The 25,515-nt window shown below is 63.8% G+C and carries 27 protein-coding genes; 19 read left to right on the top strand and 8 right to left on the bottom strand.

Going from position 1 to position 25,515, the window contains the following annotated elements:
- Nucleotides 1–17: 17 nt before the first annotated feature.
- Nucleotides 18–1,700, bottom strand: coding sequence for an ApeI family dehydratase (locus NCS02_RS21400; RefSeq protein WP_250457429.1), 1,683 nt, complete (start codon nt 1,698–1,700; stop codon nt 18–20).
- A gap of 20 nt (nt 1,701–1,720) precedes the next feature.
- Nucleotides 1,721–2,374, bottom strand: a complete 654-nt coding sequence (locus NCS02_RS21395; protein ID WP_008348278.1) for a COG4648 family protein — start codon at nt 2,372–2,374, stop codon at nt 1,721–1,723.
- A gap of 454 nt (nt 2,375–2,828) precedes the next feature.
- Between NCS02_RS21395 and NCS02_RS21390 the strand changes: the two genes are divergently transcribed.
- From NCS02_RS21390 to NCS02_RS21370, 5 genes are read left to right on the top strand one after another with little or no spacing between them, the layout of a single operon-like run.
- A complete protein-coding gene (locus tag NCS02_RS21390) occupies nt 2,829–3,089 on the top strand; it encodes a phosphopantetheine-binding protein (protein WP_008348277.1) in 261 nt (86 codons plus the stop codon).
- A 4-nt stretch (nt 3,090–3,093) separates the two neighbouring features.
- The gene (fabG, locus tag NCS02_RS21385; protein ID WP_250519970.1) at nt 3,094–3,810 is read left to right on the top strand and encodes a 3-oxoacyl-ACP reductase FabG; all 717 of its coding nucleotides are present in this window, start codon (nt 3,094–3,096) and stop codon (nt 3,808–3,810) included.
- A gap of 21 nt (nt 3,811–3,831) precedes the next feature.
- Nucleotides 3,832–5,160, top strand: a complete 1,329-nt coding sequence (locus NCS02_RS21380) for an NAD(P)/FAD-dependent oxidoreductase (RefSeq protein WP_008348274.1) — start codon at nt 3,832–3,834, stop codon at nt 5,158–5,160.
- A 22-nt stretch (nt 5,161–5,182) separates the two neighbouring features.
- Nucleotides 5,183–5,992, top strand: coding sequence for a lysophospholipid acyltransferase family protein (locus NCS02_RS21375; RefSeq protein WP_250503279.1), 810 nt, complete (start codon nt 5,183–5,185; stop codon nt 5,990–5,992).
- A 58-nt stretch (nt 5,993–6,050) separates the two neighbouring features.
- Nucleotides 6,051–6,821, top strand: coding sequence for a glycosyltransferase family 2 protein (locus NCS02_RS21370; RefSeq protein ID WP_250457363.1), 771 nt, complete (start codon nt 6,051–6,053; stop codon nt 6,819–6,821).
- Here NCS02_RS21370 and NCS02_RS21365 read toward each other — a convergent pair.
- From NCS02_RS21365 to NCS02_RS21350, 4 genes are all read right to left on the bottom strand, one after another.
- Nucleotides 6,805–8,799 (bottom strand): glycoside hydrolase family 28 protein, encoded by a 1,995-nt coding sequence (locus tag NCS02_RS21365; RefSeq protein WP_250503277.1) that lies wholly within the window; start codon nt 8,797–8,799, stop codon nt 6,805–6,807. The genes NCS02_RS21370 and NCS02_RS21365 overlap by 17 nt on opposite strands.
- 147 nt (nt 8,800–8,946) lie before the next feature.
- Nucleotides 8,947–10,278 carry an ATP-binding protein gene (locus NCS02_RS21360; protein ID WP_175981026.1) on the bottom strand — a complete coding sequence of 444 codons (1,332 nt, stop codon included), beginning with the start codon at nt 10,276–10,278 and terminating at the stop codon, nt 8,947–8,949.
- Nucleotides 10,275–11,018, bottom strand: coding sequence for a response regulator (locus NCS02_RS21355; RefSeq protein ID WP_008348266.1), 744 nt, complete (start codon nt 11,016–11,018; stop codon nt 10,275–10,277). Before NCS02_RS21355 ends, NCS02_RS21360 begins: the two co-directional genes overlap by 4 nt.
- Entirely contained in the window at nt 11,005–11,148 is a 144-nt protein-coding gene (locus tag NCS02_RS21350) for a hypothetical protein (protein WP_167561844.1), read from the bottom strand. The genes NCS02_RS21355 and NCS02_RS21350 overlap by 14 nt, the downstream gene beginning before the upstream one ends.
- A gap of 250 nt (nt 11,149–11,398) precedes the next feature.
- Between NCS02_RS21350 and NCS02_RS21345 the strand changes: the two genes are divergently transcribed.
- From NCS02_RS21345 to NCS02_RS21330, 4 genes are all read left to right on the top strand, one after another.
- Nucleotides 11,399–11,938, top strand: coding sequence for a thioredoxin family protein (locus tag NCS02_RS21345; RefSeq protein ID WP_008348264.1), 540 nt, complete (start codon nt 11,399–11,401; stop codon nt 11,936–11,938).
- Nucleotides 11,939–12,145: 207 nt separating this feature from the next.
- On the top strand, nt 12,146–12,364 hold the full coding sequence (locus NCS02_RS21340; RefSeq protein ID WP_008348262.1) for a DUF4148 domain-containing protein: 219 nt from the start codon (nt 12,146–12,148) through the stop codon (nt 12,362–12,364).
- Between the two features lie 35 nt (nt 12,365–12,399).
- Nucleotides 12,400–12,672 carry a hypothetical protein gene (locus tag NCS02_RS21335; RefSeq protein ID WP_250503276.1) on the top strand — a complete coding sequence of 91 codons (273 nt, stop codon included), beginning with the start codon at nt 12,400–12,402 and terminating at the stop codon, nt 12,670–12,672.
- 36 nt (nt 12,673–12,708) lie between these two features.
- Nucleotides 12,709–13,125, top strand: coding sequence for an organic hydroperoxide resistance protein (locus NCS02_RS21330; protein ID WP_008348258.1), 417 nt, complete (start codon nt 12,709–12,711; stop codon nt 13,123–13,125).
- 91 nt (nt 13,126–13,216) lie between these two features.
- On the opposite strand, the gene NCS02_RS21325 is transcribed toward NCS02_RS21330, so the two are convergent.
- Together NCS02_RS21325 and NCS02_RS21320 are read right to left on the bottom strand one after the other, a co-directional pair.
- Nucleotides 13,217–13,435, bottom strand: coding sequence for a hypothetical protein (locus NCS02_RS21325; protein ID WP_008348256.1), 219 nt, complete (start codon nt 13,433–13,435; stop codon nt 13,217–13,219).
- A 194-nt stretch (nt 13,436–13,629) separates the two neighbouring features.
- Nucleotides 13,630–13,833, bottom strand: coding sequence for a cold-shock protein (locus NCS02_RS21320; RefSeq protein WP_008348254.1), 204 nt, complete (start codon nt 13,831–13,833; stop codon nt 13,630–13,632).
- Between the two features lie 233 nt (nt 13,834–14,066).
- On the opposite strand from NCS02_RS21320, the gene NCS02_RS21315 reads away from it, so the two are divergent.
- The 10 genes from NCS02_RS21315 (at nt 14,067) to NCS02_RS21270 (ending at nt 25,418) form a co-directional block, all read left to right on the top strand.
- Nucleotides 14,067–15,359, top strand: coding sequence for an NRAMP family divalent metal transporter (locus tag NCS02_RS21315; protein WP_250503275.1), 1,293 nt, complete (start codon nt 14,067–14,069; stop codon nt 15,357–15,359).
- Between the two features lie 354 nt (nt 15,360–15,713).
- Nucleotides 15,714–17,000, top strand: coding sequence for a quaternary amine ABC transporter ATP-binding protein (locus NCS02_RS21310; protein WP_250519966.1), 1,287 nt, complete (start codon nt 15,714–15,716; stop codon nt 16,998–17,000).
- Nucleotides 16,997–17,884: an ABC transporter permease gene (locus NCS02_RS21305; RefSeq protein ID WP_250503273.1), complete on the top strand. Its 888-nt coding sequence runs from the start codon at nt 16,997–16,999 to the stop codon at nt 17,882–17,884. The genes NCS02_RS21310 and NCS02_RS21305 overlap by 4 nt, the downstream gene beginning before the upstream one ends.
- A 55-nt stretch (nt 17,885–17,939) precedes the next feature.
- Entirely contained in the window at nt 17,940–18,821 is an 882-nt protein-coding gene (locus NCS02_RS21300; RefSeq protein ID WP_008348248.1) for a glycine betaine ABC transporter substrate-binding protein, read from the top strand.
- 85 nt (nt 18,822–18,906) lie between these two features.
- Nucleotides 18,907–19,794, top strand: coding sequence for a dihydrodipicolinate synthase family protein (locus NCS02_RS21295; protein ID WP_008348245.1), 888 nt, complete (start codon nt 18,907–18,909; stop codon nt 19,792–19,794).
- A 12-nt stretch (nt 19,795–19,806) separates the two neighbouring features.
- Nucleotides 19,807–21,138 (top strand): NAD(P)/FAD-dependent oxidoreductase, encoded by a 1,332-nt coding sequence (locus NCS02_RS21290; RefSeq protein ID WP_250503270.1) that lies wholly within the window; start codon nt 19,807–19,809, stop codon nt 21,136–21,138.
- Nucleotides 21,139–21,155: 17 nt separating this feature from the next.
- Nucleotides 21,156–22,649: an aldehyde dehydrogenase gene (locus tag NCS02_RS21285; protein ID WP_008348241.1), complete on the top strand. Its 1,494-nt coding sequence runs from the start codon at nt 21,156–21,158 to the stop codon at nt 22,647–22,649.
- A gap of 17 nt (nt 22,650–22,666) precedes the next feature.
- Nucleotides 22,667–23,437 (top strand): pyrroline-5-carboxylate reductase, encoded by a 771-nt coding sequence (locus tag NCS02_RS21280; RefSeq protein ID WP_250503269.1) that lies wholly within the window; start codon nt 22,667–22,669, stop codon nt 23,435–23,437.
- Nucleotides 23,438–23,482: 45 nt separating this feature from the next.
- The gene (locus NCS02_RS21275) at nt 23,483–24,484 is read left to right on the top strand and encodes a LysR family transcriptional regulator (protein ID WP_008348237.1); all 1,002 of its coding nucleotides are present in this window, start codon (nt 23,483–23,485) and stop codon (nt 24,482–24,484) included.
- A gap of 7 nt (nt 24,485–24,491) precedes the next feature.
- Nucleotides 24,492–25,418, top strand: a complete 927-nt coding sequence (locus NCS02_RS21270) for a LysR substrate-binding domain-containing protein (RefSeq protein ID WP_250503267.1) — start codon at nt 24,492–24,494, stop codon at nt 25,416–25,418.
- The last annotated feature ends 97 nt before the right edge of the window (nt 25,419–25,515 follow it).

Genomic DNA, 25,515 nt, shown 5'->3' with positions numbered 1-25,515 from the left:
GCGGTTGCGCGGCTTGTTCACGATGCTCGGGCGTCCCCGGCGGACGGCGCCGCGAGCGCGCCGCTCGCCACCGCGCGTGCGCCCGCGCGAATCGTGAAGCGGATCGCGCCGCTCGCCGCCGTTTCGTAGGCGATATCGAGCGCCTCGCCCGGTTTCGCCGGACTCAGGAATTTCGCCGATTCGATCCTGCACGCGTCAGCGCTCGTGCCGAGCGCGGCGCCGATCGCGTCGAGCGCGTGATCGAGCAGGACGACGCCCGGCACGATCGGATGGCCGGGGAAATGTCCGGCGAGCGCGGGATGATCCGGCGGCACGGTGAAGCTCAACGCCGCGCGCCGCTTGCGTTCCTGCTCGATCAGTTGCGTGAGCACGTCGCGCGGCAGCTTGCCGGTCGCGTTGCGCGGCAGCGTTTCGACGAACAGCAGCGGACGCGGCATGAACGCGGCGTCGATGCGCTCGCGCAACGCGCGCTGCAAGTCCGCCACGGCGAGCCTCGGCGCGACGACGAGCGCCATCAGACGGCGCACGGGTTCGCTGTCGGCTTCCGTTTCGTCAGGCATGTAGAACACGCCGTCGACCACGCCCGGCACCGCGTTCAGCTGATGATTCAAATACGCGAGCGACGTGCGCTTGCCCGCGATGTTGATGAGATCCGCCTTGCGCCCGTGCAGCAGAAAATGCGTCTCGTCGATGAGTTCGAGCGCGTCGCCCATCGGCACCGGCGTTTCGACGTGTCCGCCCGACGCCCACATCGTCGGTTCGCCGGGATCGTCGGCATCGTCGGCGCGTGGCGTCAGCGCGATGTCGGGAAACAACTCCCACGCGGCGGTGCGCGCAGTGCGGCGCGTCGCGATCTGGCCCGTTTCGGTGCTGCCGTAGATTTCCATCAGCGGCGCGTCGAGGCGCGCTTCGGCGTCGAGCGCGAGTTTTTCCGAAAGCGGCGCGGTCGCCGACAGCACGAGCGATGCGCGCGGCAACGCTTCGTCGTTGGCAAAGAGCGCGCGCAGATGGATCGGCGAGCTGACGAGCACGCGCGGTTCCGGCACGGCGTCGAGTTCCGCGCGGATATCGACGGGATAGAACGGCTGACGGTTGCTGAACGCGAGGCCGCCGATGAGCGCGAGCAGCACCGTCGATTCGAAGCCGTACATGTGCTGCGGCGGCACCGTGCCGATGAGCGTCGCGCGGGCTTGCCCGAGCAGGCCGAGCCGGTCGGCGGCGGCGCGCACGTTCTTCACGAGAAAGCCCCACGTCTTGCGATGCGGCACCGGCACACCGGTCGAGCCGGACGTGAACACGTACGCGACGACGCGCGCCCCGTCGATATGCGGAACCTGCGCTTCGCCGGAAACGTCCACGTGCGCAACCTCCGGATAGCGAAAGCGCGGCAGATCGATCGCGCAATCGTCGCTGTCGTGCAGGCAAAACGCGTCGGGCGCGAACGAGGCGAGGGCGCGCACCATTTCCGGCGTGTGTGTCGAAGGCAGCAGGCTCGTCTTGCCCGCGACGAGCGTCGCGCACAGGCTCACCGTGAAGCGATACCGGTCCGTACACACGTTGAACACATGCCCGCCTTCGGGAAGCGCATCGGCGAGCGCGCGGACATCGGCGAGAAAGTCGCGCACGGAGACGCTCGCGCCGTCGCGCCAGGCGATGGTCTGATCCGGCGATGTGTGGAAAACCAGCGGAAAAGTCTGCATGTGCGATGAATTCGACGGCATCACTGCGCTCCGCTGCGACGCATCTGCATCGAATGCGCGTAGGCGCGAACGGCGTCCATGATGCTCGACGGCTCCATGTCCGGCAGCGCGATGCGCCGGCACGCGTATTCGGCGACGAACATGAGCCCGACGAGCGGCAGCGCGAGATAGTTGGCGAACGTGGACCACGTGACGATCGATGCGAACGCGAACAGCATCGTCGATACGAACGCGGTCGCGACGAAGAAGAGCGTCCATGCCAAGGTGACACGCCGCGTGTAGCGCGCGACGCGCGACTCCAGCTTGCCGTGGACCATCGTCGCGAACTGCGTGCAGAGCGGCTCGCGGCCCGGTCCGAGCGTGCGGCCGAACATCCACGCGAGCGCGAGATTGAAGCTCGTGTGTTCGATCCACAGCCCCCAGCCGAAATGCGCGGTGAGCGGCGCACGCGCGAGCCAAAGCGCCATGCAGCCGAGCGCCCAGAGCGGCAAGAGCCACGCGCGCGCGTTCGAGCGCACGGCGGCGTTCAGCGCGATCAACAAAAGGGGTGCGAGCACGAGCGCGAGGCCGAGTCCGTGCGCGCCGGGCGTGGACGCGGCATGGTGCGCGCCAAGCTGATACGCGACGATCGCGGCAACGACGCCCGCCGCGCGCAGAAAGCGGGTGGCGTTCATCGGCGCGCTCCCGCGGGAGGCGACGGGCGCTCGAAAACCGCTGGTCGATGAAAAAAGGTACGCAACATGGGATGCGGCTGCGGCGCTCTTTAGTGAACGCTCGGTTGTTGAAGAAAACTCGGCAGTCGCCCGCCTGACGATCATTCTCCCGCGCCGGTGCGCGGGCGGTCTGTAACCGATTGTTCGATGATCTTACATTCGTCAGACGCGCGAATTTTACCCTACCGACGCAGGGGTCCCGTCACGCGGCGAACTCCCTGATTTTTCTCAAAATTACACCGGTGCAGGATGCCATGCGGCCAGTTACCTTTCCTACTAGGCGTCCCAAGGGGCATCGTCTAGAATTTCGCCACTGCAATTATCTCGATAACAGGCAGCCGACGACGTGCGGATAAGCGGGGCGCACGTTTTCCGAGCCGCCCTTGGCGCCTCCCTGCGCTGGCCTGTACACACGATGAATGAACTGGAAAGAGAGCTCGCCGAGCTGATCGTCGCCGAACTGAATCTCGAGGACGTCGATCCCAAGGCCGTCTCGGCCGATACGCGGTTGTATGAAGAAGGTTTCGGGCTCGATTCCATCGATATTCTGGAGATCGCGCTCCTGATCTCGAAGAAGTACGGCTTCGAACTCCGCTCGGACAATCCGGACAATCAGAAGATTTTCGCGAGCCTCGGCGCGCTCGCGGCGCACGTCGCCGCGCATCGCACGCGATAAGGCCATGCGCGCGCTCGTGACAGGCGGCAGCGGCGCGATCGGACAAGCCGTCGGCCGGTCGCTCGGCGCGGCCGGACACGAAGTCTGGATTCACGCGAACGGCGGCATCGAGCGTGCTGAAAGCTGCGTGCAAGCCATTCGCGCGGCGGGCGGCACGGCGCATGCCATCGGTTTCGACGTGACCGATCCCGACGCCACCGACGCCGCGCTCGCGCGCATCCTCGCGGACGGCCCGGTGCAGATTCTCGTGAACAACGCGGGCATCCACGACGACGCGCCGATGGCCGGCATGACGCGTGAGCAATGGAAACGCGTGCTCGACGTTACGCTCGACGGTTTTTTCAACGTCACGCAGCCGCTTCTGATGCCGATGATCCGCACGCGCTGGGGACGCATCGTCAACATGTCGTCGCTGTCGGGTTTAATGGGCAATCGCGGGCAGGTGAACTATGCCGCCGCGAAGGCCGGGCTGATCGGCGCGACGCGTGCGCTGGCGCAGGAACTCGCGTCGCGCGGCATCACCGTGAACGCGGTGGCGCCCGGCGTCATCGATTCGCCGATGCTCGGCAGCGCCTTTCCGCCCGAGCGCATCAAGCAACTGGTGCCGGCGCAGCGCGCGGGCACGGCGGAAGAAATCGCGGGCATGGTCGCGTATCTGGTGTCGGATGCGGCGGCTTATGTCACCGGGCAGGTCCTGTCGATCAACGGCGGGATCGCCTGACCAGCACACCGAGGGACGCAGATGAGTGAAACGACGCAAACCTGGGATGTCGTCGTGATCGGCGGCGGACCGGCCGGATCGACCGCCGCGACCCTGCTCGCGGACCGCGGCTATCGCGTGCGCGTGCTGGAGAAGGCGCGGCATCCGCGTTTTCATATCGGCGAATCGCTGTTGCCGGCGAACTTGCGGCTGTTCGAAAAGCTCGGCATCGCGGATGAAGTGCGCGCCATCGGCATGGTCAAGCTCGCGGCCGAGTTCGTATCGCCGCAGCACGACAATCGCATGCAGCGTTTCCTTTTCGCCGATGCGTGGGACAAGTCGATGCCGAGCGCGTATCAGGTGCGCCGCTCCGAGCTCGACGACATCCTCTTGCGCAACGCCGCGAAGCACGGCGCGCAGGTGAGCGAAGGCTGCCGCGCGCGCGATGTCGCGTTCGCGCCGGATGGTTCGAGCGCGACGATCGACGCCGAACACGACGATGGCCGCATCGAGCACGTGCGGGCGCGTTTCGTCGTCGATGCTTCGGGGCGCGACACGCTGCTCGCGAATCACTTCAAGACGAAGCGCCGCAACGAACGGCACAACTCGTCGGCGCTGTACGGCCATTTCCGCAACGCGCGCCGCAACGAAGGCGAAAACGAAGGCAACATCACCGTGTTCTGGTTCGAGCACGGCTGGTTCTGGTTCATTCCGCTCGCGGACGGCGCGACGAGCGTCGGCGCGGTCGTGTGGCCTGCGTATCTGAAGCAGCGTCCGAAGGGCACGTCGGTCGAGACGTTCTTTCGCGAGACCATCGCGATGTGCCCGCCGCTCGCCGCGCGCCTGAAGGATGCCGAACTGATCAGCGAAGTCCACGCGACCGGCAACTACTCGTACACCGGCGACATGACGCACGGACGCAACTTCCTCTTGCTCGGCGATGCGTTCGCGTTCATCGATCCGGTGTTCTCGTCCGGCGTGATGCTTGCGATGCAGAGCGCGTTCGCGGGCGCGGATGCGATCGACGCCGCGCTGACGAATCCCGCGAACGCGCAAGCCGCGCTCGCGAAGTTCGACCGCGACGTGCGTCACGGTCCGCGCGAGTTCTCGTGGTTCATCTATCGCATGACCTCGCCGACGATGCGCAATCTCTTCATGGGCCCGAGAAATCCGCTGCGCATGAAGGAAGCGCTGCTGTCGCTGCTCGCGGGCGATATCTTCGGCTCGACGCCGATCTGGCATTCGCTGCGTGCATTCAAGGGCATCTATTACATCTCGGCCGCGCTCGACTGGCGCAATTCGCTGCGCGCGTATCGTCAGCGCCGCCGCAATCTGCGCGATGCGCAACGCGCGGAGCTATCGGCCAATTGATGATGCTCGATCGGGTGGCGCGATGAGTGACGCTCATCGGAAATTCGGCGCGGCGGACGGCAAGGGTTCGCTTGCCGGCGCGCTCGAATCCGCATGGCAATGCGTGGCGTTCTATTTCGCGCTCGTCGTGCTCGCGCTCGTCTGTCTCGCGTGGTTTCCGTTCGCGTGGATTCTGCGCCGCGTATTGAGCGTCGATGCGGGCCGGCGCGTCGGACGAGCCGTCGTGCAGCGCGTGTGGCACGGCTATTTCGTGCTGCTGCGCACGCTCGGCGTATGCCGCTTCGATCTCTCCGGACTCGATGCGCTCGCGGGCCAGCCCGCGATGATCCTCGCGCCGAATCATCCGTGCCTGCTCGATGCGCTGCTGATCGCGTCGCGCGTGCCCGACACCTGCTGCGTCATGAAGGGCGATGTCGCCGGCAACGTGTTTCTCGGGCCGGGCGCGCTGCTCGCGGGTTATATCGTCAACGATACGTCCGTCGGGCTGATTCGCGCCGCCGTCGCCGAACTGCAGCGTGGCAGTCCGCTGTTGCTTTTTCCCGAAGGCACGCGCACCGAAAGCGCGGCGGTGAATCCGCTGAAGGGCGGCATCGCACTGATCGCGGCGCGCGCGCAGGCGCCGGTCCAGACGTTGGTTATCGAAACGGATTCCGGTTTTCTCGGCAAGGGCTGGCAGATCTTCAGGAAGCCCGCGCTGCCGATCACCTATCGCGTGACGCTCGGCCGCCGCTTCGCGCCGCCGGGACGCGATCACGCTGCGCTGCAGGCGTTCATCGCCGAATTGCAGCGCTTTTATGCGGGCGAACTCGATGCGCATCGCATCCGCGACTGAAAGCATCGGCATCGGCAGACTTTAAAATTCGTCGCAACTCATTCCGCTTTTTTTTGCAATGCCTTCCACACGCGCATCGTCCACGCACTTCGTCCTCATTCCGAGCTACAACCCCGGCGAGAAAGTCGATGAAACCGTGCGCGGGGCGCGCGAGCAGTGGAATCCGGTGTGGGTGGTCGTCGACGGCAGTACCGACGGCAGCGCCGAACGCCTCGTCAAAATGGCCGAAGCCGACGACGGGCTGCGCGTGATCGTGCTGCCAGAAAATCGCGGCAAGGGCGCGGCAATTCTCGCGGGCATCGACGAAGCGGCGAAGCTCGGCTTCACGCACGTCCTCACGATGGACTCGGACGGACAACATCCCGCCGCGCTGATCCGCACGTTCATGGAAACGTCGATGAAGGCGCCCGATGCGATGATCCTCGGCCGCCCGAAATTCGATGCGAGCGCGCCGCAACTGCGCGTGCAGGGACGGCGCATCTCGAACGGCTGGGCGAATCTCGAAACGCTGTGGATGGGCATCGGCGATTCGCTCTACGGCTTTCGCGTCTATCCGATCGCGCCGCTCGCCGCGCTGATGCATGCGCAGACTTTCATGCGCCGCTTCGACTTCGATCCGGAAGCGGTCGTGCGCCTGTGCTGGCGCGGCGTGCGCCCGATCAACGTCGACGCGCCCGTGCGCTACTTCACGGCCGAGGAAGGCGGCGTCTCGCACTTCCACTACGGCCGCGACAACGCGCTGCTGACATGGATGCACATGCGGCTTTTCCTCGGCTTCCTCGCGCGCCTGCCCTGGCTTGCGTGGCGTCGTTTCAGCGCGCGTCGCTGACTGTCGAGTTCATCGCGACGCCCGCGATCAGCGTGTTCGCAAGCACGATGTCGTGAACGTTGTACGCGTAGATCGGGCCGGGCGTCGTCGCCGTTGCGGGTCCGGCCGCGACCGGTGTGCCGAAATCGCAATCCGTGATCGTGACGCCGGTGATCGCCGGAATCGCGGGCGTCGGCGCGGGGCCGTTGTAATCGAACGCGACCGGGCCTTGCGCGACGATTGCCTGAAAACACGATCCGCTCGCGCCGTTCAGCGACACGTTGCTCGCCTTCAGGTTCGAGATGTTCACGTTCTGCACGAGCGCGGGCCGCGTGCGGATCGCGTCTTTCGACGGCTGATAGTCGCAATCGAACGTGATGATGCCGCCCTGCGCCGCCGATGGATTCGCCGCCGTCGCCGTCGCCACGCCGAGCGGCACCGTCGCGTTGATCGGGCTGCCCGCGAGCAGACTGCTGCCGTAACCGGAAGGCGTGAGGCTCACGCCGTTGGGCAGCGTCACGTTGTCGACGTAAAAGTCCTTCACGAAGCCGCCGCGATTCATGTTCGTCTTGATGCGGATCGCGATGTTCAGCGAATTCGTCGCCCAGAACTTGTTGAGCATCTGCAGGTTGCGCGCGTAGATTTTCTGCACGCCGCCGCCCATTTCGCTGCCGAGCGTGATGCCGCCGTGGCCGCTGTTCATCGTGCAGTTCTGGATGACGTGGTTCTGCGCCGGGCCGTACTGCGTGTCGAGATCCTTGCCCGACTTGATCGCGATGCAGTCGTCGCCGGTGTTGAACGTCACGTTCTCGCAGAGGACCGTGTCGCAGGCGTCGGGATCGAAGCCGTCATTGTTCGGGCCGATGCTGTCCACCGTCACGCTGCGCATCACGACGTTGCGGCAATCGGTCGGATGATGCTGCCAGAACGGCGTGTTGTTCGTGCGATAGCTTTCCATCAGCACGTTCGTGCAGCCGATGAATTCCACCATGCACGGCCGCAGATAATGGCCGATGCCGAAGATGCGCTTTTCGATGGCGACGCCCGCTTCCGATAGCGCCGGCAGATAGTTCTGGTCCTGCTGCCACGGCGTGGCCGGATCGGTGAGCTTGGTGTAGAGCGCATCGGCGATGCCGGGCACGGCGGTCTTCAGGTCGACGTTGTTCGCATTGACCGATGCCTGCGATGGCGTCGACGAATTCACGCAGCCGTAGACGCCGCTATTGCCCTTCCACGTCCACCAGCACGTCGCGGTGTTGCCGCTGCCGGCGAATGGCGTCATCGCCTGGCCGTTGAGCACGGAGCTGTCGCCTTCGCCCGTCACCGCGATGTTCGTCTGATTGCGCGCGTAGACCGGCGGGCCGTAGTTGAGGCAGTCGTTCGCCTGCCAGCGGCTGTAGTAGAGCTTGCCGTTCGCGCCGCAATCTTCCGGGCCATCCTTCGCGTAGTCGGCGGGATTCGGGCTGAAGTAGATCGTGCAGTTCGCGGACAGATGAAAGTCGACGTTCGACAGCAGCACGATCGGTCCCGCGCAATACCACGTTCCCGACGGCACGACGACGTGTCCGCCGCCCGCCGCGTTGCAGGCCGCGATGGCCGCGAGAAACGCGGGGCGCGAATCGAAGGAGCCGGGCGCGTGGGTCTGGTCCGCGCCGGTGCTCAATGGCGACTTCGCCGGATCGGTGTATGGATTCGCCGCCGCGACGACCGCGCACGTTTTCGCGCCGTAATCGGTGACGAGGAACTGGCGGCTCGGAAACATCGACGTCGAGACGCTCTGCAGCGCGTTGACGATCTGCGTCGCGGAGCCGGACGGGCCCCAGATCGGGTCTTGCGCGGCGGGCGGCGTCGGCGAGCCGGAGGCGGAATCGGAGTCGTCGTGGCCGCCGCAACCGGCGAGCGCGCCGAGTGTGCTCATCGCGCCGAGCAGCGGGGCGCCCGCCGACAGCCCCGCGAACTTCACGAACGCGCGGCGCGCGCGGTTTTGTGGGTGCTTCATCGATCGTCTCCTGATCGTTTATTTATCGGATGTCGTATCAGTTTGCGTACAAGGCAAACGTTATCCAACACGCAGGAGACGCGTCAACTCGGTGCAAACGCGTAAGGAAATATAAGACGTCGTATGTGATGGATCGGAAAAAATGTCTCAAGCGGTCTTCTTGAGCGCGAGCCGCGCTTCGAGCCCGCCGCCTTCCCGATGATGCAGCGTGAGCGACGCATCCATCGCGAGCGTGAGCTGGCGCGCGATCGCGAGCCCCAGTCCGGTGCCGCCCGTTTGCCGGTTGCGCGAATCTTCGAGCCGCACGAAGGGCTCGAACACCGCGTCCAGCGATTCTTCCGGAATGCCCGGCCCGCGATCGAGCACGGAGATGACGGCGCGTCCGTCGTCGCGCGTCGAGACTTCGATTTCCGCCTCGCCGGCATACTTGATCGCGTTATCGACGAGATTGCCGATAACGCGCTTCAAGGCCTGCGGCGGCGCCATCAGTGCACCGCCGATGTTGCCCGACAACCTCACCGATTGTCCTGCATCGAGATAATCGTCGACCATGGTTTCGATGAGCGCGTCGGCATCGATGCGGCGCGGCGCTTCGTTCGTGCCGTGCAGCGTGCGCGCGTAGGTCACGCCTTCCTTCACGAGCGATTCCATCTCCTTCAGATCCTGCTGCAGCTTCGCGCCGGTCGATTCGTCGTCCATCACGTCGACGCGCAGCCGCATACGCGTGATCGGCGTCTGCAAATCGTGCGTGATCGCCGCGAGGATCTGCATGCGTTGGGCCATGTACATCGAAACGCGGTCCTGCATCGCGTTGAACGCTTTGGCGGCGCGCGCGACTTCCTCCGGTCCCGATTCCGGCAGACGCTCGGCCTTGAGATCCGGGCCGAGCGTATCGGCGGCTTTGGCGAGGCGCTTGAGCGGGCCGGTTGCGAGGCGCACCGCGAGCCAGCAGCACGCGCCGAGCACGATCAACTGCAACGTCAGCACGAGCGGGAGCCAGCCGGACATCGGCATGCCGGCGACCGGACGCATGTCGATGGTGAGCGGCGAGCCATCCGACAGCTTCAGATGCACCTGAAAACGCTCCCTGGGACCGGGAACGGCATTGACCGTCATCGGATAACGATTGGCGATGCCCGCGCCGATCGAGTTCGCGAAGCGTTCCGACAACTCTGCATCCGGCTTCGCGCCGGTCTGATCGCCCGGTCCGAGGATGAACTCGTAGCTGCGACGCGCGAGACGCGGCAGCCACTGCGCACGCTCCTCCGGCGGCAGATGATCGAGCAGCGCGACCGAGCTCGCGACCTCGCGCTCGACGTAACCGACCATCATGTTGGTCATCGATTCGTCGCGCTCGCGCATGGTCAGAAGAAACGAGAATGTCTGGGCGAGCGCGAGCCCGACGACGAGTATCAGCGCGAGGCGCGCGAACAGCGTGCGCGGCCAGTGCAGCGGTGAACTGGAGGAAACGGTGCTCATTGAGAAGACTCGACCGGTTTGACTTCGGCGGAGAAGACGTAGCCTTCGCTGCGCAAGGTCTTGATGTAACGCGGCTCGCGCGCGGTGTCGCGCAGCCGTTGACGCAAGCGCGACACGAGCAGATCGATGGAGCGATCGAATGCATCGGCCTGGCGGCCTTGCGTCAGGTTCAGCAACTGATCGCGCGTGAGCACGCGCTGGGCGTTGTCGAGAAACACGCGCAGCAGGCGGTATTCCGCGCCCGAGAGCGCGACCATCGTGCCTTCCGCGTCGAGGAGATGGCGCGCGGTCGTGTCGAGACGCCAGTCGCCGAATCCCAGCATCTGCGAGGTTTCGGTGACTTCCATGCCCGGCGGCAGCATGCGCGTGCGGCGCAATACGGATTTGATGCGCGCGAGCAATTCGCGCACGGCGAAGGGCTTGGGAAGGTAATCGTCGGCGCCCATTTCGAGGCCGAGAATGCGGTCGGCTTCCTCGTTGCGCGCGGTGAGCATCAGCACCGGCACATGGCGGAACTTGCCCGCGCGCAGCTCGCGGCACAGCACGAGGCCATCCTCGCCGGGCAGCATCAGATCGAGCACGATCAGATCCGGCGCGCCTTGCTGCTCCAGCACGGCGCGCATCTGCCGGCCGTTCGCGGCGAGCGATACACGCATTCCGTTTTTTTCGAGGTATTCGGCGAGCAGTTCGCGGATGCCGCGATCGTCGTCGACGATCAAAACGTGATCAGTGGTTTCCATCGATGGATCGTTGTCGTTGACGCTTGAGTTGCATCCGGCTCGGGCTGACCAGCAGACACTGAACCGGATGGGCCATTTCCGTCGCGATCCCGCCGATGAGAAAGGCGAAGACCGCCAGCATGCGTTTCATTCGAAGCTCCCGCCGATTGCGATGACTGCGTTATAGCGCGCTTCGGCGGACGTTTTGTATCGCAGTGTACCCCGCATGTCGCGCGATACATAACATTGCGCAGCGCGCCTTTATCCGACACAAGCGGGATACGCGCGCGCAGTCCAATGCGGTCATGCCGATGCGAACGTCGGCCTGCCGGAGCGATGTGGCGATCTCACCAGCCATCTCACGCCGCTCCGATATTCACCGCATTCAAGAGGACTTCGTCATGCTCGACGCCATCAGAAACGCCGCCGTGTGCGCCGGAATCGCCGCGTGTGCGGCCATCGCGCCCGCGCAGGCCGCCGCACCCGCAAGCGCTCACACGAGCGACAACGTCGCGCCGGAATTCGCCGGCATCGACAAGTGGATCAACAGCGAGCCGCTCTCGCTCGCGCAATTGCGCGGCAAGGTCGTGCTCGTCGATTTCTGGACCTTCGCGTGCGGCAATTGCCTCAACACGCTGCCGGCCGTGAAATCGTGGAATCAGAAGTACAAGGACAAAGGGCTCGTGGTCGTCGGCGTGCATACGCCCGAGTTTCCGTTCGAGCGCGATACGAACAACGTCAAGCGCGCGATCGAACGCAACGGGATCACGTATCCCGTCGCGCTGGATAACCGCTACGCGACGTGGGCCGCGTACGGCAATCAGTACTGGCCGGCGTTCTATCTGATCGACAAGCACGGGCGCGTGGCCTACACGCATTTCGGCGAAGGCGATTACGCGCAGACCGAAGCCGCGATCGGCAAGCTGCTGGCCGAGCGCTAGGCGGGGTTCTGTATCGCAATGTATCTGCAACGTGCGCGATACAAAACATTGCACAAGACCCGCATCGCCGACACAAGCCAGATACGTGCGGGCCTTCAAATACACACAACGACGGCTCACGAGTGACACGCAAGACCGACACCCGCGATGCCCGATCGCCGTAACTCACTCAACCGACCGAATCATCAGCATTCAAGGAGAAACACCATGAAATCCACGATCGTTGCTTTCGCTCTCGTCGCCGGCGCCATGACCGGTGTTGCTCACGCCGCCGTGAAGAACGTGCCGCTGAACGTGCAGTCCCAACAGGCCGTCGCGAACCACGCGTATGCCGGCAAGACGCGCGCCGAAGTGAAGGCCGAGCTGGCACAGGCACAACGCGATGGCGAGATCGCGGCGTTGCGCAGTCTCTATCAAGGTAGCTAATCCATTTCCTGAATCACGCAAACGAGGTTCGAATCATGATCAGGCAATTCGTCACCGCCGCAGTCTTCGCCGTCAGCGCCGTCGCCGCCGGTTCCGCCTTCGCCAGCAGCGGCTACGGCCCCGCGCCGCACTACGATCCGCTTGCCGGCGCGCCTTCGTCGCAGCGCGGCGTGAGCGCGCAGACCATCGCCAGCGAAAGCGCCGCCGCGCCGATGCAGGCATACGGCGGCATGAGCGACACGGTTTCGCAATCGGGCGCGCGCGGCGTGGCCACGAACGACGTCGCCCGGCTCTTCGCGCATCACTAAGCCAGTCAACTTTTCGAATCCAAAGAGGAACGCATCATGACCCAGATCGACACCGTCCTGTACACGGGCAAAACGCGCGTCGTCGGAGGCCGCGAAGGCCATGCGAAGAGCACCGACGGCCGTCTCGACGTCAAACTCTCGCCGCCCGGATCGGCCGGCGCGGGCACCAATCCCGAGCAGATGCTCGCGGCGGGCTGGTCGGCGTGTTTCATCGGCGCGATGGGCAAGGCCGCGGCGAAGCTGAAGACGCGCCTGCCGGCCGACACCGCCGTCGATGCGGAAGTGGACCTCGGCATGAACGGCGATGCGTATCTGCTGCGTGCGCGCCTGAACGTGAGCCTGCCGGGAATCGAGCGCGCGGTGGCGCAAGAGATCGCGCAGATGGCGCATCAAACGTGTCCGTACTCGAAGGCGCTGAAGAGCAATATCGATGTGACGATCACGGTGGTCTGACGCGTTCATCCACGCGATGCGGTCCGGTCGACCGGTGCTTGATCGATCAATCGAAAGCACTGGGCCGACACGGGCCGAATCGTTGCGGCTGTCAGCCTCGCGTGTCGATCCATTCGCGCGCCCATCGGCGCGAGAATTCGACCGCCTCGCTTTCCTTCGCGAAATAGTCGAGCGAGTAGAAGCGATACTGCGCATCCGTCGGATGTTCGCTCGAACGCTCGAGCATCAGATTGGCTGAAAACGTCTTGTCGCGGAGCCGATGCGCGGACGCGTGCACCGTATAACCACGGTAGTGATTGAGTGATGTCATTTTAGTTTTAGATGTAAATGCTTTGCGGCCAGATGCCGAAAGCGCAGGAGCGATGCGCGCTGATAACGCGATCGTCGAAAGGCTGTCAGAGCCTGGGAGAGAAAAGGCGGGAAACGGAGGCGGACAACAAGAGCGCGGAAACCGGCGTTGCGGTTCCCGGCGTGATGCGGATCTACAGCGCTACAGCGGCAGATTTACAGCGGCTTGATGTTCGAAGCCTGCATGCCCTTCGGGCCGCGCTTCGTTTCGAAGCTGACCTTCTGACCTTCGGCCAGCGTCTTGAAACCGTCCGAACGAATTTCCGAGAAGTGCGCGAAAAGATCGTCGCCGCCATTATCCGGGCTGATGAAGCCAAAACCCTTGGTGTCGTTAAACCATTTAACCGTACCGGTGTCCATAAAAATCCTGAAATGAATAGATAAGTTGCTCGATCGAGCGGGATGAAGCGGCAAGGAGGGGAATGGACAACGAATACCGGGGAAAATCGGACTATTGATGAGCAGCAATCGACTTCTTGTACTTCAACGACCATTATGCCAATTCCAAGAGAAATGGTCAACTATTCGTTCAGAAGCGAAGGCGAGCGGAACGATTCGTGCATCGCGTGTGCATCTCGTCATCGAGTTGGCACATGCGTTTTCGTCAGAAGAAGACAGCGCTCGACGTCCGCATGTCCGGCGCCGCGCGGCCCGCGCATTCATGGGCGGCGGACGTCGGACCGGGCCTCGTCACGATTGCATCGGATAACGATCCGAGCGGCCTCGCCACCTATACGCTCGCCGGCGCGTGGTACGGATTCGACCTATTGTGGGTGTGCGTGCTCTCGTACCCGTCGACCGTCGCGCTTCAATCGATCGCCGCTCGCGTCGCCGCCATCACGCGACGAGGCCTGACGACGAACATGCGCGAACACTATTCGCGGCTGTTCTTCTACTTTGCGGTCGCGCGTTTCGTGATCGCCAACACGTTCAATATCGCGGTCGATGTTCTCGCCATGGGCATCGCGCTCAGTTCGCTCGTCGGCGGTTCGCTCCTGTGGCTCACGCTTGCTTCGGGATGCGCTTCGCTCGTGTTGCAATGGAGCGTCGCTTATGCGCGATACGCGCGCGTCCTCAAGTGGCTGACGCTCGCGATGTTCGCGTACGTCGGCGTGATCCTGCTCGTCGACGTGCCGTGGCGACTGGTTGCCATCCGCTCGGTGATTCCACGCGTCGAGTGGACGGAGGGCTACATGTCGATGCTGATCGCGGTGCTCGGCACGACCGTCAGCCCTTACTTGATGTTTGCGCAAGCGGAGCAGGAGGTCCGCGACGCACGAGAGCGCGGCGATCGTGGAGAAGCGTTGGAGCGGACTATGCGCGGCGTGCGTCGCGACACGCTCTGGCGAACGGCGTGCTCGAACGCGGTTGCGATCTGCGTGATGATCGCCGCGGCCGCGACGCTCCATCTGCTCGACCATGCATCCGTCGGCGATACGGTCTCGATGTCGCGTGTACTCGAGCCGCTCGCGCACGGTTACGCGCGGCAGGTTCTCGCACTTGCGCTTCTCGGATCGGCCTTGCTGGCGCTGCCGCCGCTCGCGGGCTCGGCGGCTCAGGCCGTAGCCAGTTCGTTCCGCTGGAAACGCGGCGAACGGCGAGACCGGCGGATCGCGTATGTGCTCGTCGCCACGATCGCGCTCGGCACGATCGCAGCAGTGGTCCTCACGCACTATCACGTCGACCCGGTGCGCGCGCTCTACTGGAGCGCGGTGGTCAACGGCATGACCGTGACGCCGGTCCTCGTGCTGCTCGTGCTGCTCAGTTCGAAGCGCGAAGCCGTGGGCGACCTCGCCGCGCATTGGGCGCTTCGCGCGCTGAGTTGGCTCGCCACGATAGCGACCGCGGCGGCGGTGATCGCCCACTTCATACTCGAAGTGCAGTGACGGCATTCGCGTAAATCTCCGCCCCTACCATCCGAAAAAGTCATGCGAAGGGCGTCGCTTAGGGGCATTCCCTAGCGTCGCTTTCGAGCGGTCTCGCGGCAAACGGCGGCCACGCGCGCGCCCGTCGCCTGCAAAGCCGCGCCCGTGCTGGCTCTACGGCATTCACGCTGCGTTCCGTTTTTTTCAGGCATCGAATGCGACGGGCACATGCATTACCAGAAGTATCGAAAAGGGCTCAGAAAATGTCGGTGGATGATCGAAATTGGCCATGTACGCTTCATTCAACGCAAAGAACGCCGGGTTGTTTCCGGCAGCGACAAACTCCTTTTTGAACCTGCTAGGTGGAATGACCCGATGATTCCCAACCTGACGCTCGCACCGAACGAAGTCACGAGCACGGCTTCCGCGCAGTCCGGCACCGTATCGCCGGCGCGTCCTGTCGCGGCATCCACGACCGAGATTCTCACGGTCAAGAACCTTTCGAAGATTTTCGGCGCGAAGCCCGAGCGCGCCCAGGAGCTCTTGAAACAAGGCCTCGGCCGAAACGAAATCTTCGCGCAGACAGGCAATATGGTCGCCGTCGACGATGTCAGCCTTGCCGTCAACGCGGGCGAGATCTTCGTCATCATGGGCCTCTCCGGTTCCGGAAAATCGACGCTCGTGCGTCTGCTCAATCGCCTGATCGAGCCGACTTCGGGGCAAGTGATTCTCGAAGGCCGCGACATCGCGCCGATGAGCACGCCCGAACTGCGCGCCGTGCGCCGCGAAAAAATGGCGATGGTGTTCCAGTCTTTCGCGCTGCTGCCGAACCGCTCGGTCATCGACAACATTGCTTACGGGCTCGAAGTCGCGGGCAAGAAAAAATCGGAACGTTATGACATCGCACGCGCCGCATTGACGCGCGTCGGCCTCGCTTCTTACGAGAAGCTGCTGCCGAGCGAGTTGTCGGGCGGCATGCAGCAGCGCGTGGGTCTCGCGCGCGCGCTGGCGGTGAATCCCTCGGTGCTCTTGATGGACGAAGCGTTTTCCGCGCTCGATCCGCTCATCCGCTTCGAAATGCAGAACGAGTTGTTGCGTTTGCAGAAGGAAGAGCGGCGCACGATCGTCTTCATTTCGCACGACATCGAGGAAGCGGTGAAGATCGGCGGGCGCATCGGCATCATGAAGGACGGCCGTCTGATTCAGGTGGGCACGCCGGCAGAACTCATCCAGTCACCCGCCGACGCCTACGTGCGCGATTTCTTCCGCAACGTCGACGTGTCGCGCTTCCTCGAAGCATCGAGCCTGATGACGAAGGTCGAGCGCGGTCTCATCGCGTGCAATACCAGCGCGCCTTCCGAGCGCTATCTGAACAGCCTCATCGACAGCGGCGCGGAGTGCGGATACGTCTGCGATGAAGCAGGGCGCTATCAGGGTTGCGTGACGCCTGCATCGCTGCACAAGAGCGGCAAGCGGCCGATCAGCGATGCATTGCTTCGCGATGTCGCGGCGGTTCCGCTGACAGCCGATCTGCATCAGCTCGCATCCATTGCACTGCGGCAGGAGCACGACGTGCCGGTCACGGATGAACAAGGCAGGCTCGCGGGCGTGGTGTCCTGCCGCACGATTCTCAAGCAGGTCATGGAGCGGAGAGCAGCATGAATTCCTCGATTTTTGGACGATTCGCCGAAGACGCGGTCAACTTCCTTTTCTCGCACTTTCGCGGCGGCTTCGATGCCTTCTCGGCTGCTCTTGGCGCGGTCATCAAGCTCCTCGAAGACGGTCTCGGCGCGGTGCCGTTCATCGCGATGCTCGTGATCCTCATGGCGCTCGCGCTGTGGAGAAAGGGCGTCGTGTTCGCGGTGTTCGTCGGCGCGGCGCTCTATGTCATCAACTACATGGGCCTGTGGGCGCAGACGGTATCGACGCTCGCGCTCGTTGTCGCGGCGACGTTCTTCAGTCTCGTGATCGGCGTGCCGCTCGGCATCTGGGGCGCGCGCAACAGGCGTGTCGAAGTCGTGCTGCGTTCGCTGCTGGACTTCATGCAGACGATGCCCGCGTTCGTGTATCTCATTCCCGCGGTCATTCTCTTCGGCCTCGGCCGCGTGCCCGCGGTGATCGCCACGATCGTGTTCGCGATGCCGCCCGTCGTTCGATTGACGACGCTCGGCATCCGCCAGGTGCGCGAGGAATTGCTCGAAGCCGGCCGCTCGTTCGGCAGCACCGATGCGCAACTGCTCTGGAAAATTCAGTTGCCCAACGCGCTGCCTTCGATCATGGCGGGCGTGAACCAGACCATCATGATGGCGCTGTCGATGGTGGTGGTCGCTTCGATGATCGGCGCGGGCGGCCTTGGCGAGTACGTGCTGAGCGGCATTCAGCGGCTCGATATCGGCATCGGTTTCGAGGGCGGTCTCGGCGTGGTGCTGCTTGCGATCATTCTCGATCGCCTGACGGAAAGCTTCGGCGTGAAAGCGAAGAAAAAGAAGAAGGTCATCTCCACGCCGGCAAAGCCCGCCGCGGCGCAAGCGAACGCGCAGACCTGAGCGATACGAGCATCGATTACTCAACCACAATGCTATGAAAGATACGGAGTCCGTAATGAAAAACAACCTGATCAAATCCTTGATCGTCAAGATAGTGACGCCGGCCATTGTGGCGTTCGGGGTCGGCGCGAGCCCGGCGATGTCCGCCGAGCCGATCAAAGTGGCGGTCACGAACTGGGCCGACGTGCTCGCGGTCGCCAATGTCGCGAAGTACGTGCTGGAGACGAAGCTTCAGCAGCCGGTGCAATTCGTTCAGGCGGATATCGGCATCCAGTATCAGGGCGTATCGCGCGGCGATCTCGACATCATGGTCGGCGGCTGGCTGCCGGTGACGCACGGTCAGTATGTCGCGCGCTACAAGGACACGCTCGACGACGTCGGCATCATCTATACGGGCGGCAAGAACGGCTGGGCGGTGCCCGCGTATGTGCCCGAGTCGCAGGTTTCTTCGATCGAGGATCTGAAGAAGCCTGAAGTGCAGAAGCAGCTCAACGGCGTGATCCAGGGCATCGAGCCGGGTGGCGGTCTCATGCAGGCGTCGGAGAAAACCATCAAGGCGTATGACCTGTCGGGCTACAAGCTGCAATCGGCGAGCGAGGCCGGCATGCTCGCGGCAATCCAGCGCGCATACGGATCGAAGCAATGGATCGTCGCGACCGTTTGGAGCCCGCACTGGTTGTTCCAGAAGTGGCAGATGCGCTATCTGAAGGACCCGAAGGGCACGCTCGGCGGCGAAGAGCAGGTCCATGCATTCGCCTCGAAGCAGTTCGCGGGCAAGTTCCCCCGCGCAGACGTGTTCTTCAAGCATTTCAAGCTGACGCTCGCGGACGTGGAATCGATCGAATTCGAAGGCAATTCGACCAACGACTACGCGACGGCCGCGAAGAAATTCGTCGACGCGCATCCGGACAAGGTCAAGGCGTGGCTGACACAGTGAAGGCGTACTGCAGGACGCTTGCAAAGCGCACGTTCGACGTGCGCCGCGCATGACTTCGCACGATCCATCCATCAGAGAGACAAACATGAGCTTCGAAGGCGTACATACACCGCTCGTCACCCCGTTCAAGGCCGACGGCGAAATCGATCACGACATGCTCGGCAAGCATGCTCAGAGTCTCGTTGGCCGCGTTACGGGCATGGGCGTCGGCGGCACGACCGGCGAATACTATGCGCTCAGTTTCGAAGAGCGTGTGAAGACGCTCGAGACGGTAGCGTCGGCGGTCGGCGGCAAGACCTATCTCACCGCTGGCATCAACGCGACGACGACGAAGGAAGTCGTGCGTCTCGGTAACGAAGCGAAGCGCGCGGGCTACGACGCATTGCTGGTCGCGGCGCCTTACTACGTGCAGCCGACGCAAGACGAGCTGCTCGATCACTTGCTGAAGGTCGACGACGCGCTCGACATGCCGATCATGCTCTACAACTTTCCGGCGCGCACCGGCACGGCCATTGGCGATGAAGTGCTCGACAAGCTGCTGCAACGCCCGAACTTCGCCGCGATGAAAGAGAGCACGGGCGACATCGCGCATCTGCATCATCTGGCCACGCAACTGCCGGAGCGCTTCGTTCTCAGTTGCGGCATGGACGATCAGGCGCTCGAATTCTTCGCATGGGGCGCGCGTAGCTGGGTCGCGGGCGCGTCGAACTTTCTGCCGGAAGCGCATACGGATTTGCTCGAAGCGTGCGTTAAACGCGGGGATTTCAGCACCGGCCGCAAGCTGATGACGCAGTTGCTTCCGGTGCTCGAATTGCTGGAGCGCAGCGGCAAGTTCATCCAGTACGTGCGCTATGGCTGCGAGCTCGCGGGCACGAAAGTCGGCATCGCGCGTGCGCCGCTCGGCACGTTGAACGACAAAGAACGCAGCGCCTTCGCGAGGCTCGTTCAACCCTTGCTGCGCAACGCTCAGTAACGCGATACGTGAATGGCCTCGAAACTGGATTTCATGCGGCTTCCCGCACCTGATGGCGTCAACGGATGGTGGGAAAGCCTGCCGCCCGCCGCGCCCGCGAACCGCGTGACGGGCGAGCTGCGCTTCGACTACGTAGTGGTGGGCGGCGGCATCACCGGTTTGTGCGCGGCGCGGCGGCTCGCCGAGCTTGCGCCGGATGCATCGATCGCGCTCGTCGAGGCCGATCGCATCGGGCGCTCGACGGCGGGCCGCAATTCCGGCTTCTTCGTCGATCTGCCGCACGACATCAGCAGCGAAAGCTATTCGCGCAGTGTCGAGGCAGACAAGGCGGACGTGCGCTTGCAACGGCACGGCATCGGCTATGTGCGCGATACGGTGAAGCGGCACGGCATCGATTGCGACTGGCGCGACGACGGCAAGTATCACGCGTCGGTCAACAAGAAAGGCCACACGGCGCTGACGCATTTCGCGGACGGACTCGCGCGTATCGACGAGCCGTGCGAATGGCTCGACGAAGCCGCGATCGCGAAGGTGACGGGCACGCGCTTCTATCAAAGCGCGCTCTTCACGCCGGGATGCAGCACGGTTCAGCCGGCGGCACTCATGCGCGGTCTCGCGGCCACGCAGCCGTCGAACGTGACGGTCTTGGAACTGAGCGCGGTGAAGAACATGGAAGCGCGCGGCCAGACGAAGCTGCTGACGTTCGCGAACGGCAGCATCGAAGCGAAGCGCGTCGTGCTCTGCACCAACGCGTATGCGGCGACGTTCGGCGGCCATCCGAATGGCTTGCTGCCGGTCTACACGTTCGCGTCGATGTCGCGCGTGATGACCGACGATGAAATCGCGCGGCTCGGCGGAACGGATTCATGGGCGCTCATTCCCGCGGACCCGATGGGTACGACCGTGCGACGTCTCGCGACCAACCGTATTTGCGTACGCAACCATTTCGCGTTCCGGCCGAATCTGTCGGTCTCGGAACATGATCTGACGAAGGCGAAGCATCTGCATCGACGTTCGTTCGATCGACGTTTTCCGATGCTCGAGGATGTCGAGCTGCAATACACGTGGGGCGGCGCGTTGTGCCTCTCGGCGAACAATGGCGCGCTCTTCGGCCAGCGCGACGACGGCGTGTACGAAGCAGTCGGCTGCAACGGACTTGGTTTGAGCCGCGGATCGGCGGCGGGCAAGCTCATCGCCGAACATGTGCTCGGGCGCTCGAACGAGCTGATCGATCAACTGCTGAAACAACCGCATCCGCGTTCTCTGCCGATGCGGCCGATCGCGGACGTGGCGGTATCGGCGGCAATCTGGATGAAGGAATTCTCGGCGGGCGCCGAGCTTTGAATCTTTGAGGACATGACATGACGACGCATCAGGAATGGAAACGTCAGGCCGAACATCTGTCGCTCGATGGCCGCGCGTTCATCGCGGGCGCACGCTGCAACGCGGCATCGAATGAAACGTTCGATACGTTGAATCCGTCGACGGGCAAGGTGCTCGCGCAGATCGCCAGGTGCGAAGCGAAGGACGTCGATCGCGCGGTCGTCGCGGCGCGCGAGGCGTTCGAATCGGGCGTGTGGTCGAAGGCCGGGCCATCGCAGAGAAAGGCCGTCTTGCAGCGTCTCGCGCAACTCATCGACGACAACGCCGAAGAACTCGCGCTGCTCGAAGCGCTCGAAGCAGGCAAGCCGATCAGCGAATGCATGGGTCTCGACATTCCGGAATCGGCGGCGTGCATTCGCTGGCATGCCGAGGTCACGGACAAGCGTTACGACGCGCTGTCGCCATCGGGGTCGAGCGTCGTGAGCATGATCACGCGCGAGCCGATTGGCGTCGTCGGTGCGGTGCTGCCGTGGAATTTCCCCGCGCTGATGCTCGCGTGGAAGATCGGGCCGGCGCTGTCCGTGGGCAATAGCGTCATCGTGAAGCCCGCGGAGCAGACGTCGCTATCGACGCTGCGTATTGCCGATCTCGCGCTCGAAGCCGGCGTCCCGCCCGGCGTGTTCAGCGTCGTGACGGGCTTCGGCGAAAGCGCAGGGCAGGCGCTCGGCACGCACGCCGATGTCGATCTCATCGCGTTCACGGGTTCCACTGAAACGGGCAAGCGCTTCCTGCGCTATTCCGCCGAAACCAACATGAAGCGCGTCGTGCTCGAATGCGGCGGCAAGAATCCGCAAGTCGTGTTGCCCGATGTCGCCAATCTCGATGCCGTCGCGGAGCAGGCCGTCGCCGCCGCGTTCTGGAACATGGGCGAGAACTGCAGCGCGGGATCGCGCATTCTGGTGCATTCGAGCCACAAGGCCGAACTGCTGCAAAAGATGCAGGCCGTGCTCGAAGGCTGGAAGACGGGCGATCCGCTCGATCCCGATGTCAAGCTCGGCTCGCTCATCGAGGAAGCGCATTACCGCAAGGTGCTCGGCCACATCGAGAAGGCGAAGGCAGAAGGCGCGCGCGTCGCTTGCGGCGGCAACGCGACGCTCGCGGAAACGGGCGGCTGGTTCGTCGAGCCGACCATCTTCGATAACGTCACGCCGGACATGAGCATCGCGCGCGACGAGGTCTTCGGCCCGGTCGTGTGCTTTATCGAATATGCTGACGTCGACGAGGCCGTGCGGATCGCAAACGATACGTGCTACGGACTCGCGGCTTCGCTGTGGACCGACAACGTGAACCAGGCGCACAAAGTGGCGGCGCGCATCCGCGCGGGCACCGTGACCGTCAACTGCTTCGGCGAGGGCGATCTGTCGACGCCGTTCGGCGGCTTCAAGCAGTCCGGTTTCGGCGGACGCGACAAGTCGGTCTACGCGCACGACCAATATTGCGAGCTGAAGACGACCTGGCTGAAGCTCGACTGATTATCGGACGAGGCAACATGCGTATTGGCTTTATCGGCACGGGCACGATCACGGAGGCGGTCGTGACCGGCATGATTCGTTTCGATGTTCCCTTCGAGCGGGTCGCGCTGTCTCCGCGCAACGCGCAGACCGCCGCGCGTCTTGCGAAACTCGACGCGCGCATCGAGGTTTGCGCCAGCAATCAGGGCGTGCTCGATGCATCGGATGTCGTGTGTCTCGCGGTCTTGCCGCAAATCGCGGCAGACGTGCTGGGCGAACTCACGTTCGATGCGCGGCATCACGTCATCAGCTTCATCGCGGCCAAGTCGCTCGATGAGATGCGCGCCCTCGTGCGCCGCGCGGCCAAGGTCGTGCGCGCGATTCCGCTACCCGCTGTTGCGTCGGGCAAGGGCAGCACGGCGCTCTGTCCGCGCGATGAGATCGCACGCGCGCTCTTCGCGCCGCTCGGCGAAGCGGTCGAAGTGGACGACGAACACCAGTTCAATGCGTTATCGGCCGCCACCGCGACGATGGCGGCGTTTTTCGCGTTGCTCGAAGAGCAGGCGTCGTGGCTCGCGCGGCAAGGCGTGCCGTATGCGTCCGCGCGTTCGTTTTTGTCGGGCTATCATGTGGGCCTCGCTCATGAAACGACGCTCGATACGCAACCCTTCTCGTCGATGATCGGGCGTGTCAGCACGCCAGGCGGCCTCAACGAGCAGCTCAATCGCGAACTGTCGGAGCGGGGCACCTACGCGCACTACTCGAAGGCGCTCGACGCGATCATGCGCCGCGTGCAAGGGCGCGAGTGAACACGAAGAACAAGCGCTGATCGCGAGCCCTCGAAGGTGAGTCACATGCAGAAGAAACAGCAGTTCGCGGACAGGCTTCTCGCCCAGATGCCGTCGCTGCGCGCGCTTCGGTGCTTCGTCACCGCGGCGCGTTACGAGAGCTTCACGCAAGCCGCCGAAGTGCTGTGCGTCACGCAGGCGGCCGTCAGCCGGCAGATCAAGGAGCTGGAGGACACGCTGGAGGTCGCGCTCTTCGAGCGCACCGGCAGGCACATCGCGCTGACCGACGCCGGCCGCATTCTCTACAACGCGTCGTATCTGTCGATCATGAACATCGCGGAGGCGGCGCAGGCGGTGCGGCGCGTCGACCGGCATGCGCTCACGCTCTGCATCTCTCATACGTTTTCGGCGCTCTGGCTCTCGTTCCGATTACCCGCGTTTCGCCAGCGTTTTCCGAACATCCGCCTGCATGTGATGGTGACCGAGCACTTCATGGAGCTCGACGATCTGATGGAGCCGGATGTCATCATCACGAAGAATCCGCCGCGCGAAGCGGAGTACGAAGTCGAGCCGCTTTTTCACGACATCGTTTATCCGGTATGTAGCGTTCCGTTTTTCGAGCGCTATTTTCATGGCCGTGCGTTAAAGCCGCTCGATCTGCTCGCGCATCCGACGCTGAGCCTGTCGCTGCTCGGGCGCGCGCAGGTGTGCGAGCACGTCGACTGGCGCGTGTGGAAAAACTGGTATCAGCAAGGCGACGGTTCCGAGCGGCTCGATCAGCACGACGATTTCGAAAGCAACGACTATCGCCTGCTTGTGGCTCAGGCCGAAGCGGGCGAGGGCACCTTGCTCGGCTGGCATCACCTCGTGCATCGTCAGGTGGAGCAGAAAAAGCTGGTGCGTCCCGTCGACGATGCGCTGGTGTTCCACGATCGTCATCACTACATCATCACGCATCGCAACGCGAAAGCACGCCCGGAATACATTCAGTTTCGCCAATGGCTCGACGAGGAAATCGGCACGATGATGCAGGGATGGCCGGCCGCCGAATCGAAGGCCGTTCTATGAGCGCCGCATGAAACCGGCAACCGAAAAAACGAAGGGTTATCGGCGGCTCATTCCGTCGGTGACGGCGCTGGTGGAGTTCGAGGCCGTCGCGCGGCTCGGCAGCTTCACGCTCGCGGCGCATGAACTGGGCGTTACGCAGGCCGCCGTGAGCCGGCAGGTGCGCTTTCTCGAAGAGACGCTCGGCACGCGGCTATTTCGCCGTCTGCATCGCGCGATCGAAATGACCGACGAAGGCGAGGCGCTGTATCGCGTCGTCGCGGAATCGATGCAGAAGATCGCGAGCGTGTTCGATCGCCTCGCGCGCGGGCCCGTTCAGCAGGAACTCGTGCTCGCGGCGACATCCGCGTTTTCGCATTTTCGACTGCTGCCGCGGCTTGCGTCGCTCAAGGCGTTGCAGCCCGACCTGCAGCTGCGGCTGTCGACGCAGATGTTCACGGCCGACTTGCGGCACAAGGAAATCGACGTCGCCGTGCGCTTCGGCAACGGGCTGTGGCCGGACGGCACGGCGACTTTGCTGTTCGACGAGGAGGTGTTTCCGGTCTGCGCGCCTTCATGGCTCGAAAAGCAGCCCGCGCCCGCGACGCTCGACGAACTGGCTGGCGCGGTGCTCGTCGAGTCGGATTCGACGACCGAAGGCTGGATGGGCTGGGAAGAGTGGTTCCACGCGCTCGGATGCCGGCCGATGCGCCTGAACTTCGCGCTGCGTTGCAGCCTCTATACCGATGCGATCCAGGCCGCGCGCTACGGCCAGGGCGTCGCGCTCGGATGGGGCCGGCTCGTTCAGGATTTCATCGAGAGCGGGGATCTCGTCAGGCTGGAAGTGGCATCGTTCAGGCCGACCGATTCGTACTTCGCCGTGGTGCCGCATGGCCGCGCTTTCACGCCTGCCATCGGCGGTCTGATCGAATGGCTGCGCGACGGCGCGCTCGCATAAACCAAAGTCATGCGACACCGAAAATAAAGCGCATTGACGCTATTTTTCAGCGATCCAATACTCGAAATATGGCGGGACCATTCGAAGTCCCGATACC

Source organism: Caballeronia sp. NCF2, from assembly GCF_023631205.1.
Lineage (GTDB): Bacteria > Pseudomonadota > Gammaproteobacteria > Burkholderiales > Burkholderiaceae > Caballeronia > Caballeronia zhejiangensis.
The sequence above is the reverse complement of the archived record's forward strand: the minus strand, read 5'-3'. Positions and strand labels throughout refer to the sequence as shown.

Coding starts and splice junctions, on each gene's coding strand:
- NCS02_RS21280 (WP_250503269.1), top strand. CDS start 22,667: ATGCGTATTGGCTTTATCGGCACGGGCACGATCACGGAGGCGGTCGTG.
- NCS02_RS21305 (WP_250503273.1), top strand. CDS start 16,997: ATGAATTCCTCGATTTTTGGACGATTCGCCGAAGACGCGGTCAACTTC.
- NCS02_RS21365 (WP_250503277.1), bottom strand. CDS start 8,799: ATGAAGCACCCACAAAACCGCGCGCGCCGCGCGTTCGTGAAGTTCGCG.
- NCS02_RS21315 (WP_250503275.1), top strand. CDS start 14,067: ATGCGTTTTCGTCAGAAGAAGACAGCGCTCGACGTCCGCATGTCCGGC.
- NCS02_RS21360 (WP_175981026.1), bottom strand. CDS start 10,278: ATGAGCACCGTTTCCTCCAGTTCACCGCTGCACTGGCCGCGCACGCTG.
- fabG (WP_250519970.1), top strand. CDS start 3,094: ATGCGCGCGCTCGTGACAGGCGGCAGCGGCGCGATCGGACAAGCCGTC.
- NCS02_RS21335 (WP_250503276.1), top strand. CDS start 12,400: ATGATCAGGCAATTCGTCACCGCCGCAGTCTTCGCCGTCAGCGCCGTC.
- NCS02_RS21375 (WP_250503279.1), top strand. CDS start 5,183: ATGAGTGACGCTCATCGGAAATTCGGCGCGGCGGACGGCAAGGGTTCG.
- NCS02_RS21395 (WP_008348278.1), bottom strand. CDS start 2,374: ATGAACGCCACCCGCTTTCTGCGCGCGGCGGGCGTCGTTGCCGCGATC.
- NCS02_RS21390 (WP_008348277.1), top strand. CDS start 2,829: ATGAATGAACTGGAAAGAGAGCTCGCCGAGCTGATCGTCGCCGAACTG.
- NCS02_RS21285 (WP_008348241.1), top strand. CDS start 21,156: ATGACGACGCATCAGGAATGGAAACGTCAGGCCGAACATCTGTCGCTC.
- NCS02_RS21330 (WP_008348258.1), top strand. CDS start 12,709: ATGACCCAGATCGACACCGTCCTGTACACGGGCAAAACGCGCGTCGTC.
- NCS02_RS21270 (WP_250503267.1), top strand. CDS start 24,492: ATGAAACCGGCAACCGAAAAAACGAAGGGTTATCGGCGGCTCATTCCG.
- NCS02_RS21300 (WP_008348248.1), top strand. CDS start 17,940: ATGAAAAACAACCTGATCAAATCCTTGATCGTCAAGATAGTGACGCCG.
- NCS02_RS21400 (WP_250457429.1), bottom strand. CDS start 1,700: ATGCAGACTTTTCCGCTGGTTTTCCACACATCGCCGGATCAGACCATC.
- NCS02_RS21370 (WP_250457363.1), top strand. CDS start 6,051: ATGCCTTCCACACGCGCATCGTCCACGCACTTCGTCCTCATTCCGAGC.
- NCS02_RS21345 (WP_008348264.1), top strand. CDS start 11,399: ATGCTCGACGCCATCAGAAACGCCGCCGTGTGCGCCGGAATCGCCGCG.
- NCS02_RS21275 (WP_008348237.1), top strand. CDS start 23,483: ATGCAGAAGAAACAGCAGTTCGCGGACAGGCTTCTCGCCCAGATGCCG.
- NCS02_RS21310 (WP_250519966.1), top strand. CDS start 15,714: ATGATTCCCAACCTGACGCTCGCACCGAACGAAGTCACGAGCACGGCT.
- NCS02_RS21340 (WP_008348262.1), top strand. CDS start 12,146: ATGAAATCCACGATCGTTGCTTTCGCTCTCGTCGCCGGCGCCATGACC.
- NCS02_RS21325 (WP_008348256.1), bottom strand. CDS start 13,435: ATGACATCACTCAATCACTACCGTGGTTATACGGTGCACGCGTCCGCG.
- NCS02_RS21320 (WP_008348254.1), bottom strand. CDS start 13,833: ATGGACACCGGTACGGTTAAATGGTTTAACGACACCAAGGGTTTTGGC.
- NCS02_RS21350 (WP_167561844.1), bottom strand. CDS start 11,148: ATGAAACGCATGCTGGCGGTCTTCGCCTTTCTCATCGGCGGGATCGCG.
- NCS02_RS21295 (WP_008348245.1), top strand. CDS start 18,907: ATGAGCTTCGAAGGCGTACATACACCGCTCGTCACCCCGTTCAAGGCC.
- NCS02_RS21290 (WP_250503270.1), top strand. CDS start 19,807: ATGGCCTCGAAACTGGATTTCATGCGGCTTCCCGCACCTGATGGCGTC.
- NCS02_RS21380 (WP_008348274.1), top strand. CDS start 3,832: ATGAGTGAAACGACGCAAACCTGGGATGTCGTCGTGATCGGCGGCGGA.
- NCS02_RS21355 (WP_008348266.1), bottom strand. CDS start 11,018: ATGGAAACCACTGATCACGTTTTGATCGTCGACGACGATCGCGGCATC.